General features: G+C 47.2%; 10 protein-coding genes. 6 read left to right on the top strand and 4 right to left on the bottom strand.

The features are described 5' to 3' along the window. Positions 1-30: 30 nt before the first annotated feature. From NG792_RS01010 to NG792_RS01020, 3 genes are all read right to left on the bottom strand, one after another. Positions 31-2,202 (bottom strand): amylo-alpha-1,6-glucosidase, encoded by a 2,172-nt coding sequence (locus NG792_RS01010; protein WP_261234172.1) that lies wholly within the window; start codon positions 2,200-2,202, stop codon positions 31-33. Positions 2,203-2,369: 167 nt separating this feature from the next. Beyond that, positions 2,370-3,137: a superoxide dismutase gene (locus NG792_RS01015; protein WP_261234173.1), complete on the bottom strand. Its 768-nt coding sequence runs from the start codon at positions 3,135-3,137 to the stop codon at positions 2,370-2,372. A gap of 37 nt (positions 3,138-3,174) precedes the next feature. Further along, the gene (locus NG792_RS01020) at positions 3,175-4,431 is read right to left on the bottom strand and encodes a PQQ-dependent sugar dehydrogenase (protein WP_261234174.1); all 1,257 of its coding nucleotides are present in this window, start codon (positions 4,429-4,431) and stop codon (positions 3,175-3,177) included. Between the two features lie 374 nt (positions 4,432-4,805). Between NG792_RS01020 and NG792_RS01025 the strand changes: the two genes are divergently transcribed. From NG792_RS01025 to rbsK, 6 genes are all read left to right on the top strand, one after another. Next, positions 4,806-7,484, top strand: coding sequence for a two-partner secretion domain-containing protein (locus NG792_RS01025; RefSeq protein WP_261234175.1), 2,679 nt, complete (start codon positions 4,806-4,808; stop codon positions 7,482-7,484). Between the two features lie 168 nt (positions 7,485-7,652). After that, complete coding sequence (locus NG792_RS01030; RefSeq protein ID WP_261234177.1) at positions 7,653-9,434, top strand: SWIM zinc finger family protein; 1,782 nt, start codon at positions 7,653-7,655, stop codon at positions 9,432-9,434. A 139-nt stretch (positions 9,435-9,573) separates the two neighbouring features. Next, a complete protein-coding gene (locus NG792_RS01035) occupies positions 9,574-10,035 on the top strand; it encodes a hypothetical protein (RefSeq protein WP_261234182.1) in 462 nt (153 codons plus the stop codon). Between the two features lie 86 nt (positions 10,036-10,121). Beyond that, positions 10,122-10,604, top strand: a complete 483-nt coding sequence (locus NG792_RS01040) for a hypothetical protein (RefSeq protein WP_261234183.1) — start codon at positions 10,122-10,124, stop codon at positions 10,602-10,604. A 199-nt stretch (positions 10,605-10,803) separates the two neighbouring features. Next, positions 10,804-11,277, top strand: coding sequence for a hypothetical protein (locus tag NG792_RS01045; protein WP_261234185.1), 474 nt, complete (start codon positions 10,804-10,806; stop codon positions 11,275-11,277). Positions 11,278-11,337: 60 nt separating this feature from the next. After that, complete coding sequence (gene rbsK / locus NG792_RS01050; RefSeq protein WP_261234186.1) at positions 11,338-12,270, top strand: ribokinase; 933 nt, start codon at positions 11,338-11,340, stop codon at positions 12,268-12,270. A 1-nt stretch (position 12,271) separates the two neighbouring features. Here the strand turns inward: rbsK and NG792_RS01055 are convergent, their stop codons facing one another. Continuing rightward, entirely contained in the window at positions 12,272-12,949 is a 678-nt protein-coding gene (locus NG792_RS01055; RefSeq protein ID WP_261200901.1) for a ComF family protein, read from the bottom strand. Positions 12,950-13,022: the final 73 nt, after the last annotated feature.

Genomic DNA, 13,022 nt, shown 5'->3' on the forward strand with positions numbered 1-13,022 from the left:
GGGGTTGATCTAGCTTAGGAGTTGGGATGACTATACCGATACAGGTATCGCCCAAGGTTGCCATGCTTTTTGCTGGACCGAAATGGTGCCACTACGGACCGAGGCATCCCAGCAAGTGCGATCGCCTTCGCGCCAAAACCGTAAGTCTATGGAGGAATCCCCCACCTCTAAACCGTACAGGGTCAAGTCGGGTAACCAATTGGGCAAATAGGGATCAACATATAAGCACCCTTGGGGTGCATTCGCTTGTAATCCCAATAGGGCCTGGATTAGGTGGAAGACGGAACCGGCAGCCCAAGCTTGGGGTATATTTGCTTCAATATAGGGGACGGGAAATGCTCCTATCTGGCGTTTTGTCCCGGCATAGACTTCGGGAACCCGATAGCAGGCGAAATGGCTGGCTGTCTCGAAAATATCCGCTGCTACACTTGCAACGGCTTCATGGAAGCCATAGCGTTTGAAGCCGAGGGCAATGATGCCGTTATCATGGGGCCAGACGGACCCGAGATGATAGGAAAAGGGGTTAAAAGAGGGATGATTTGAGGACAAGGTGCGAATTCCCCAACCACTGGACATATCGGGTTCTAGCAGCCGTTTAACCACCCGTTGAGCGCGTTCTGGACTGACGATGCCACTCCAGAGGCAATGACCCGGATTTGAGGCGATCGAGCCTACCGGCTGTTTATCTGGATCTAGGGTTAAGGCATAAAATCCCAAGTCTTCACACCAAAAGCGTTCCTCAAATTGCACTCGCAGTTTTTCGGCTTTGCCTTGTAATTCGGTGGCGCTATCCTTCTCACCGAGTGCCGCAAAGACTTCCGCCATCCGCATCCAAGCATCAAAGACATAGCCTTGGAGTTCACACAGGGCTTTTGGGGATTTGACTTGTGATCCATCGGGATAGACGATTGAATCTCCGGAGTCTTTCCAGCATTGGTTTTCGATGCCTTTTTCTGAGCGCACTTGATATTCCTGGAAGCCATCCCCATCGAGATCACCATAGCGATCGATCCAGTCCAAACAGCGGAGGGCGACATCGCGGTAATCTTTCAAGAGAGAGTCATCTCCTAACCATTTCCAAGTTTCGTGAAGGACGATTGTATAGAGAGGGGTGGTATCCGCTGCACCGTAATAAGGCGATCGCGGACTTTTTTTCAAGTAAACCAACTCCCCATGACGCAGTTCATGGAGGATTTTCCCCGGTTGTGCATCATGCCAGTCACTATATTCCTTCGCCTGAAACTGTCCTAATTTTTGGAGTGCACCTCGGGCAAACCCGGGATGAATAATTTGATTTTGCAAGCTGGCGGTTAAGCTATCGCGACCAAATAGCGCCACAAATTTGGGAACTCCCGCTGCGGCAAGCCACACATCCGGAGCCATATCGTAATCATAGAGACGCATCGCGCTCATATCTTCGAGACTCTGGCAGTACAGTCGCTGGACATCTTCATTCGAGGTTTCCATCGTGGTGCAGGTATCTTGCCACTGTCGCTGCAATTTTTGGATGTTTGTATCAACATCGGGTTTAATCGCTTCTTCATAGCACAAATCGAGCGGTTCATGACAGTGTTCGTTATCAATCAGAAGGTAGTAGCAGCAAGCGTGCCAACTTGCACGGGCTTCTAATTCAACCTCAAAGGTGAGGCGACCATTGGCATAACGTGGGGGTGAGGTGAAGTGATTCCAATGGGCGATCATACATCGATAAAAATCCCCATTATTATAGGTATGGCGCAGTTTATACTCTTTTTTATCCCACTCGGTTTCAATTTGCCCCCGGCGCACGAATTCCCCCGATTCAACTTCAAAAATATCTGCAAAGTCTGAACTGATCTCCAAATCTAAATGAAAGTTGACCGATTCGAGGCTATGATTAGTAATATTTAGATCTTCATGAATCCCCTGTTCTACAGTCCGAGCAATGGTTAAGGATAGCGCCCCTTTGGGAATTTCTCCGTTTTTGCTAGAGACGCTGGGATTTGTTAAATAAATTTTTGTGGCATAATAGCGCGTGACGGACGAAGTGAGCCGAACCCAAGGTTTATTGTCTATAAAACAGGCATATTCACTTAAAAAGCGGGTATCATCGGCAAAAATTCCTTGAAACTTGTCGCCTTGAATTTGGCCATCCAGTTCAGAAACCATGAAGATGCTGCCGTTATTAATCGTGAGAAAAGACGGTTCTACAGGGATTTTCATGTTAAAATAGGTAAGTTATAAATTACGTTACAGGATGAGGGTTCAGAGCCTTAACGCTGAACCCCTTGAAGGGAGAAGGTTTGTTAAGTCTTAAAATTACCCTAGGACTCAATTTTTTCTAACACACCCGTTCAGCCCTGTAGAATTAAGAGAGTCGGTGTCAGGAATTAACTAGCTTCAGAAGCACGTTCTAGGCGTCGGTTCACTTCTTCCCAATTGACGACATTCCACCAATTCTTTAAATATTCCCCCCGCTGATTTTGGTAGTTGAGGTAATAGGCGTGTTCCCAAACATCATTGCCCATAATAGGATATTTTCCATCCATCAGGGGACTATCTTGATTGGGGGTACTGGTAATTTCTAGTTGCCCTTGAGCATTGCGAACTAACCAAACCCACCCACTGCCAAATTGACTGGTTCCAGCTTGATTAAATTGCTCTTGGAAAGTCTTAAAACTGCCAAAAGTTTCGTTAATGGCTTGGGCGATCGCCCCGGTGGGTTCTCCCCCGCCATTGGGACTCATAATTTCCCAAAACATGGAATGATTGACGTGACCTCCACCATTATTTCTAACGGCTGTGCGGATATTTTCTGGCACCTGATTTAAGTTGCGAATTAATGCCTCAACACTTTGGTTTTGCAGATTAGAATTATTTTCTAATGCCTTGTTTAAATTACTAACATAACTGGCATGATGCTTATCATGATGTAACTCCATCGTCTGAGCATCAATATGGGGTTCTAGAGCATTATAGGGGTAAGGCAATGGGGGTAATTCAGCCGGAGAAGCACTCAGTTCGGTTCCGGGACTGGTTGTGGTTGCTGGGGTTTGAGACAGGTTGGTTTGACCCATTCCTTGACAAGCAATCAGCAGGAAGACACCTATAAATCCCCCCACAATCGAACCCAAACGCCATTTTTTCTTATTTTTCATGGTAGTAGAATCTCCAATTGATGAATCTGATTAAACTTTAGCGAGTGATGCGAAGAATTTTATCACCATCCGGGGGACAACCGCCGCGACCATCACAATTGCTGGTGGTGACATAAAGTTCACCATCAGGTCCGATTATAGCCTCTCGGAGTCGTCCGTACTCCCCTTGCAAATACACTTCATGCTGTTGCACTTGTTGGGGAGATTGCGGGTCAAAAACCACGCGCTGTAAATGTTCCGATCGCAGAGAAGCGATGATTAAATTCCCTTGCCATTCAGGGATTGCCGTTCCTGTATAAATGGCCGCACCTCCCGGAGGTAATGCCTCTCGCCAGACCATAGAAGGGGTAACTAATCCCCCCCGGGATTCACAGCGTTCCAGGGTCGGCCACCCCAGATTATCCCCCGCTTGTGCGACACTCAGTTTATCATGGCCTTGTCTGCCTAATTCCCCACTGGGTCCATGATCTGTGACTTGCAAAGTTGTCTCATTCACCCAATCAAACCCTTGAGTATTGCGAATGCCCAGAATATAGACGGGATTACCCGGAAATGGATTATCTGGGGGTACATCGCCCTCGGGGGTGACCCGGAGAATTTTACCGGCGAGACTGCTGACATCTTGGGATAAGTCGGGTTCCCGGGCATCTCCCGTGCCAATATACAGCATTCCATCGGGCCCAAAGCGAATCCGTCCACCATTGTGGTATTGTGCGACGGGAATATTATCCAATATCACGCGATCGCGACTGGCATTTAATCCATCGGGGGCAAGTTGCCATCGTTCAACCCGGTTGACTGATGAGTCATTGGTCGTATCGACAGTATTATAAATATAAAAGAATCGATTAGTGGCAAAATCCGGATGCATGGCAATTCCCAGCAGTCCCCCCTCCCCCCGCGCCGTAACCGTAATATTGGCGACTGCTTCGGGCCGCAGTTGACCGTTTTGGACCAATCGCACCCGTCCGGGTCGTTCCGTTACCAGCATATCCCCATTGGGCAAAAACCCAATCCCCCAGGGAACATCGAGCCCATTCACCACCTCTTCTACCCGAACATTGACTTGACCTTGGGGACCAAACCCATTTTCTACGAGGATGCAAGCGGCCTCACGACTGGGAGTGGGAACCCCTTGGGCCTGTTCCTGGGGCCGGTTTCCGGGTCCGGTGGTGCTATTTTCTAGCAATGTGCCGGAGGGGGCGGTACAACTGGCGACCCCGATCAGACTCACGATGGATAGGAGGGTGAGAATATGGGTTAAGTTAATCATCAACTCTAAAACCTCAGTCAATTGGATTCTACCGATTTAAGCAGGTAGATCGACCCCTTAATATAAAAGAGTAAACCTCAAGAACTGCCCGGATTCCGTGATAACGGGTACGGCGGTTTTTGGAATACGCATTCCACGCTATAATACTAGAGTAAGAACTGACATCTGTCCTGGGGAAGAGTCGCGCCGGATACCCGACTGAGATAGGTGAGGGGAAATCCGAGTTCAAGGGAGAATGACAAAACCCTTACTCTAGGCGATCGCCATTATTCCCTTTAATTAATAGGACCGATCTCCCGCAGAAAATGCTCTACAACTCTGGGATAAATCATAGAAACGCCCCCTCTGCTTTCACCGAAGTGCCGCCTATCCGGGATTAACCTGGAGTTTCTGTAATGATCAAGAAAAATAGTAGAGTCAGGAGTTGCCAAACCGTGATGTATTGGGGTCATTATTATCTATCTATTTTTAGCTTGATGAGTGCCTTGCTATTTTTGGACGGAGGGTTAGGACACAAATCCCTCCAGGCGCAGGTTATACCGGATAATACCCTTCCGAATCCTTCGGGGGTTCAGATCAACGGCAATACCCTCACGATTGAGGGGGGAACTGCTGCCGGTAGTAATTTGTTCCATAGTTTCCAGGAATTTTCTATCCCGACGGGAACTGCTGCACTTTTTAATAATTCCACCACTATCGCTAATATTATTACTCGCATTACCGGAGGCAAACTGTCCCAAATTGATGGGGCGATCGCCGCTAATGGCAGCGCGAATTTATTTTTAATTAATCCCAGTGGCATTGCCTTCGGACCGAATGCCACCCTGAATCTAGGCGGTTCTTTTGTCGGGAGTACCGCCCACAGTGTGTTATTTCCTGACGATCGCGCTTTTAGCGCCACCAACCCTGATTCATCCCCACTTTTGAGCGTGAATGTCCCCATCGGGTTACAATATGGGCCCAATCCCGAGAGCATCTTTGTGAGGGATTCGGTTCTAACTGTGCTGCCGAATCAAACTTTAACCCTAGTTGGGGGTGAGATTACCCTGGAGGGGGGGCAATTACGGGTTCCCGGTGGAACTGTCACTTTGGGGGGAATCTCCGAGGCGGGAGTGGTGGAATTACCAGGGGGAAACGCACTCAAACTGCCGGAAACCGTCGAGCGATCGCCACTCCATCTCACGAATGGGGCGCGAGTGGATGTGGCCGGTGCAGGGGGTGGAAGTATCGCCATTCAAGTCGAGAATCTGCTGATTTCAGGGCAGTCTGAGATTCGCGGGGGGATTGCGCCAGGGTCAGGAGAACCCGGTGCACAAGCAGGAAATATCGAAATTGATACCACGGGAAACATTGTTTTAACGGAAGAGAGTGCGATCGCCAATGAAGTCCAACCCAACGGGGTTGGCGATGGCGGTAATATCACTTTGAATACTACCACCTTTTCCGCCACAAGTGCGATAATTTCTACTAGCACATCCGGGGAAGGGGATGGCGGTAAACTGCAAATTACCGCCCGCGAGTCGGTGGTATTCGATGGACAGGGGAGAGAAGATTTCATCACCATCGCCTCGGCAGATGTAGCACCCGAAGGGGTCGGAAATGCAGGCGGCATTGAGATTCAGGCGGGTTCTGTGTTGGTCAAAGATGGGGCAGGCATGATCACGGGAACCCGGGGTCAGGGGAATGGTGCACCCCTGGTAATTCGCGCCTTGGAGTCGGTGGTTTTTGATGGATTGAATTCCAGTAACGATGTGCTAAGGCCCACAGGGGCGGAAAGTACCGTAGACCCGGAGGCAATGGGAAATGCGGGAAGTTTAGAGATTGAGACGGCAGTATTACGGATTCTGAATGGGGCGAATGTGGGTAGTACCACCTTTGAGGCGGGGGATGGTGGTCCTGTGCTTTTGCAGGCAACGGAAGTGATGGAATTTGGGGGAGTCGATCGCGTTGGCAATCCGGTGATTGTTTTTAGTGATACTTTGGGAGAAGGGAATGGAGATAATTTACGGATTGAAACTCCGAGGTTGATTTTGCGGGATGGCGCACAGATTAGTGTGGGTACATTTGGCGCTGGAGATGGGGGAAATTTGGAGATTTTGGCAACTGAGGCGATTGTTTTATCCGGTGCAGTTCCGGCAATAGAGGGGGGATTTTTCTTCCCGGATGAGTCTGGAATCCTATTTCCTACAGGAATTTTTGCTGCTTCTACAGAGACGGGGAATGCGGGGACGATGCGCTTGCAGACGGGACAGTTAATTTTAGGCGATCGCGCCATCATTTCCGCCAGTAGTGAGAAGACGGGAATCGCCGGGAATATTGAAATTGTGGGGCGGCAGATTGTGGTTAACAATGCTGCGATCGCCGCAGAAACGGTGCAAGGGGATCAAGCGAATATCTTTATTGAATCGCGGGATATCCAGTTGTGGAACCAAGGGGGAATTACCACAAATGCCAGTGGGAGTGGGACGGGAGGGAATATTGCGATCGCTACAGATACGTTAGTTGCCGTAGAGAATAGTGATATTACAGCGAATTCCAGCGCCAGTTTTGGGGGTCGCGTGGCGATCGCCGCCCAAGGCATCTTGGGGACTAATTTTCGCACAGAACTCACGCCACAAAGTGATATTACCGCCACCTCCGAACTCGGGGCGGAGTTTAGCGGCAGTGTCACAATTAATACCCCTGATGTTAATCCCTCCACGGGATTAGTAGAATTACCCGAAATGCTGGGTCAAGCGAGGGATAATAACTTTGTGGGTTGTGCCTTATCCGATGAGAATTCTTTTACCATTTCGGGACGAGGAGGATTACCCACGGACCCGACTCAACCCCTCCAAACCCAACCGATTTGGCATGATTTACGCAACTTTTTCCAAGATTTAGAGGGGGAAACGGTTACCGTTGAACCTCCTCGCCGTCGCACCCCTTCCTCTACAAATCCGTCTTCCCCACTCCAGGAAGCGACTGCTTGGCGACGGAATGCGCAAGGAACAATTGAGTTAATGGCGGCGATACCCGAGGGAAGCGTTTCTTTTCCCGGGTTGCGATCGCCTGAGTGTCAACCCATTGAATAATAGTAGTTGTGAATATCTGTAAATGAGTCTTGCGAGTTAGAGCATCCCTGGATATGATAGGAATTAGAGAAAATGGCGATTCCTGTTTTGTAAACGGATGAGGATACGCTATCTTGATTCTTTAACAACCCGTCAATTTCTCTATTTTCTATCAGATTGGATTGCTTTATGTCTAAAACTCCTGACTTGACCGATCGCCTCATTCGCCAGAAATCTGCCCCTGCATTGTTTAGCAAAGGCCAGTCGGATTATGAAGCGGGCAATGTAACCTCCGTGACTCGGCGAGGCAATTTACTCAATGCCGAAGTGATGGATAATGCAGACCAACCCTATCGGGTTCGGGTGGGGTTTGAGCAGGGCTGTTTGACCTCGGTGACCTGTTCTTGTGCTGATGATAAATCTGAATGGTGTGAACATATTGTCGCTACCTTATTGGTGGTAATGCGGCAACCAGAAACTATTCAAGAGCGTCCGACTTTGGAGCAATTGCTCGCTCAGCTCAACCGGGCCCAAATCCAAGGTCTAGTGCAAGAGTTAGTTAAACAAAGACCCGAAATTATTGATGAAATTGACTATTACATTACCTTAAATAATGAAATAATCAGCCCAATACAATCACCCAATAATCAGCGTCCTTCCCCTATCAATCCGGCTCCTTTTCGGCAGCAGGCGCGGGATATTTTATATGAAGGGATGCGGTATTTTGAAAGCTTAGACGGTGAAGATGACCCGGTAACCGAGGAGTTGTTAGATTTAATTGATAATATTCAAGGATTAATAGAAATTGGGGAAAGTTATAATGCTTTAATCGTGTTAGAAGCCATTGCTTCAGCTTGTGCAGCCGATTGGGACCGGGTGGAACAGTATGGGATTGAGTCCGATGAAATTGTCACAGCAGTGGATGAGGCGATCGCCGAAGCGATTCTCAGCGAATCCCTTAGTTCCCGTGAAGTGGAACAGTGGCGATCGCGCTTAAAAATTCTCCAAGAGGAGTGGAGTACCGAATTTCCCCTCAGCTTAGAATCCCTCAGCGAAGGATGGGATGATCCGCATTTGGTACAAGCCCTCCAAGGAACTTTATCAGAACCGAGAATAGCGGAAAATTCTTCCCTCAATGCTTTCCCAGATTTGGTCTTAATTCGCTTAAAAATTCTGGATCGGCAAGAGCGATATCAAGAGTATTTGAACCTGGCTAAAGCCCAAGGCAAAATAAAACAATATCTTACCATGTTGGGCAGTTTAGGACGAACTACGGAAGCAATGGAAGCCGCCCGGAACCAAATGAAAACAATGGAAGAAGCGTTATCCCTGGGTCAAACCTTACGCAGTAATGGGAAAGTCAACCAAGCCCTGGAAGTCGGGGGAATGGGGTTGAAATTACGGGGAGATTCCCAATATAAACTTGCCAGTTGGACCGCTGATTTAGCTCAAGAATTAGGAAATACTGAGGTAGAACTGGAGGCGAGAAAATCCGCTTTTTACGATAACCCCACTTCGAGGGATTATTTTAAAATAAAAGAATTAGCCGGTGAAAATTGGTTCAAATACCAGCCCAATTTATTAAATTCTCTGAGGGAACATAAAATTTGGAACAAAACTGAGGTTAAAGTAGATATTTTCCTAAGTGAAGGGTTAATTGATGAGGCGATCGCCGCCGTAGAAGGCTTTGGTTCCTATGAGATAGAGTTGGTGCATCGGGTCATGGATGCGGCGATTAAACACCGTCCAGACTGGGTGATTGAAACGGCGCAACCCCTTGCCGAGTCGATTTTAGATCGCAAAAAATCTGAATTCTATAATCAGGCGATCGACTGGTTGAAAAAAGTGCGGGCAGCTTATATTCAAAAAGAGCAGTGGACCCGCTGGAAAACTTATCGTCAAGAATTGCTACAAATCCACGCCCGCAAACACAAATTCCGGGGGATGCTGGAAGATAGGGGCTTGGACTAAATAAATACCCGCACCCGATCGGGTGGGGTATTTATAGACCTATCACAACCGGATTGGGTATTAATGGCTCTAAGTTATGGCATAATTGTAGCACTAACCCACTAGAGGTGAACGTATGTTTCCCTTTCAAAGGTTTACAATGACCACTTATCTCAGTCCCCATGAAGTCCAGGAAAAATTAATAGCAGTTGTGGAACCTCCCCCTCAATGGGTCCCGGTGCGGTGGAAAAGGCCGGAAAAACCCTACCAGGGACAAATCGGTGAACATTCTTTCAAAATTTCTCGAATCATTTCCCATCGCAATTCTTTTTTACCCCAGATTGAGGGGCGAATTCACGCCCAAGCTAAAGGCAGTAAAATCGAAATTCAAATGAAACTGCACCGGGCTGTTTTGATTTTTATGTGCGTTTGGCTGGGTATAGTTGGACAAGCTGCCTTGATGTTTTTAGCGGTCCTGTTTGAAGAATTTCACCCTTTGTTCTTAATGCCTGTGGGAATGTTCATTTTTGGTTTAGTATTACCGTTGATTGGATTTATCCCGGAAGCTAAGAAGTCTAAACAGTTTTTGATGGAATTGTTTCAAGGGAGTGAAAATTTTTAATTTAAGAGTGATAGAGGCAAAATTTTATGCCTCTATGACTAAAAAAGCTGTAAATAATTTTACAACATAGGGGTGAAAATTAAAAAATGTTGACTTATCAAAAAGTTACTATTCAAAGCCCACTAAAACCCTACCAAGTTCGGGAAAAATTAATGGGAATTGTGGACACCGACTATCAGATAGGGGAGAAAAGTATCACTCCACTCTATCGCGGAAAAATCCATCAAGACTCTTTTCAAATTTCCAAAATTATCTACCATCTCAGTTCGGATCGCTATCGTGAGTCTTTTTTCCCGGTACTTGATGGCCAGATTAGGGAACATAATAGCGGGAGTCAAATCGATATCCAAATTAAAATTCATCCAGGGGTTATGATTTTTTTGGGAATATGGCTAATAACTGCGGGAAGAGCAACTTGGGTCTCTTTAATGATGCTTAAAAGCCCATCTTTTGCAGTAGTTTTCAGCCCGATTGCGATTTTCTTAGCGGGTTTAGCAATCCCGATGATTACTTTCGTTGTCATGGCTCACCATTCAAAAAATTTTTTAGTCAATTTTTTGAAAGAATGATAAACTATAAGGTGGAGATGATTTCTCCAATTTGACTTAAAAAGATTTTTTATTTTGTCCTTAAAATACCGAATATTGGAGTTCATAAATGAGTAAATTTAGTCGGAATTTAATCCCGCTTCAAATCCGATAAATTATGCGACAATTGTAAAAAATAACCCCTAATGGTGAGCAGATGTTTCCTTTTAAACGGTTTACAATGACGACTTATCTGAGTCCCGAAGAGGTTTTCAAAAAATTAAGTGAAGTGGTGACACCTACCTCCAACCCAATCCAGTTCCGTTGGCGTAGGTCGAAAAAACCGTACCAGGGACAAATTGCCGAACACTCTTTTAAGATTTCCCGAGTTATCTACAACCGCAATTCTTTTTTACCTGAAATTGAAGGTCAAATTCAGGCCCACGGTAGAGGCAGTCAAATCAAAATAGAAATAAAACTGCACCCTTTTGTGATTATTTTTATGTCTTTATGGCTGATTATGCTTGTAGTAGTAGCCTTGATGATTCTGGGAGAAGCCCTATTCAAGGAAATTTTTAATCTGGCATTTTTAATTCCGATGGGAATGTTAATTTTGGGTTTAGCGTTACCCAGAATTGCATTTTTTCCAGAGGCTAAGAAGTCTCAAAAGTTTTTATTAGAGTTGTTCCAAGGCCAAGAAGAGAATTCAATTTAAAATCAAGGGACAGGCTTAATGCTAAAATATTAGTGGTCTAGGTGAAGGGAAAGGGAAACGATGAATAATATTCTGGTGTTCGGTAGTATCAATCTGGATTTAGTCACCCGCACCCACCGTCTGCCGAAACCCGGTGAAACTTTAAGGGGAATTAGCTTTTTTACTGCATCCGGTGGGAAAGGTGCAAATCAAGCGGTTGCTGCTGCGAAATTGGGGATGACAACATTTATGATTGGACGGGTGGGGGGGGATAGTTTTGGACAGGAACTCCTGGAGAGTTTGCAACAATCCGGGGTGAAGTGCGATCGCATCTTCATTGATAAAAACACGGCTTCCGGAATTGCCACGATCGCCGTCGAAGATACGGGAGAAAATACCATTGTGATTGTCCCCGGGGCAAACGATCGCATCAATGAGTCAGACTGCGATCGCCTCACTGATTTATTACCCGATGCGGCAGCATTATTATTACAATTAGAAATTCCCCTATCCTCCGTTCTGGCAGCAGCTAAAAAAGCTCAAAATGCCGGAATTCCGGTTATTTTAGACCCAGCCCCTGCCCGAGAACTACCCCCAGAATTGTATTCCGTGATTGATATCATTACCCCCAATGAAACCGAACTGAGTATCCTCACCGGAATTGCCGTGAGAGATATAGAAACAGCCCGGGAAGCCCTCACCGAATTACAAAAACGCGGAGTCAAAACAGCGATCGCCAAGTTAGGAGCAAAAGGGGTGCTTTGTGCTAGGGGAGAAGAGCAGTTTTTTGTGCCTGCCTTTGAGGTGGAAGCCGTGGATACCGTAGCGGCAGGGGATGCCTTTAATGGCGCATTGGCAGTGGCGATCGCCCAGGGATTGCCCTTGCCCGAATCTGTCAGATGGGGGGCTGCCGCTGGTGCCTTAACAGTAACCAAACCCGGTGCTCAATCCGCCTTACCCAGTCGCCTCACCTTCGAGGAATTTCTCCGGGAGGGGAAAATCAAAGCAGGATAGGTTAATCCAAAGGCTGAGTCGTGGCGATCGCCGCAATCCCATATACCCGAATCCCGGCGGTGGACAAAGTTGTGATAGCTTCTTGACAAGTTGCCCCTGTGGTATAAATGTCATCGAGCAAAATCACCCCCTGTTTTGGCTGCCTGCGGCGCAACCCCTCCCCCACCGTCATGGAATTGGCGAGAGTTTGCCTGCGTTGTGCGGGGGATAATTGATTTAACGCCTCTGTATCTCGCACTCGTTCTAAACCCCGAGGTTCTAAACGATATCCCGTCAGTTCGCAAAAGCTTTTTGCCAGTAATTCCGCCTGATTAAATCCCCGTTTTCGTTGCTTTGCGGGGTGGAGGGGAATGGGAACCACCGTGAGTCCCTGCGCTTTTGCCAGGGGGGACTGTAACCAAGTTTCAGCCAGAGAGTACCCCAGGGGTTGAGCGAGTTCCGGGCAGTTTTGATACTTCATCACCGCGATCGCCCGTTTCATCACCCCGCCATAGCGACCCCAAATTAATACCGGAGGGGTTTCCTTTAATAACCGTTGCTGCAAAGAGAATTTTTGGCGCTGCAACTGGCGATCGCAAGCGGGACACAGAAGCGGTTTTCCCGGGCGATCGCACAAAGGACAGTTAGGTTTCAAAAACAAATTTACCCACCCTTTCATCCATGCCGCCCAATTTCCCATTCGGTCCTAACCTCCCTTTCCTACACTAAAATTTTATCTTAGCCCCCTTCCTCGGAGTTAACCAGGTTTTTGC

Source organism: Laspinema olomoucense D3b, from assembly GCF_025370785.1.
In the GTDB taxonomy this organism is placed as follows: Bacteria; Cyanobacteriota; Cyanobacteriia; order Cyanobacteriales; family Laspinemataceae; genus Laspinema; species Laspinema olomoucense.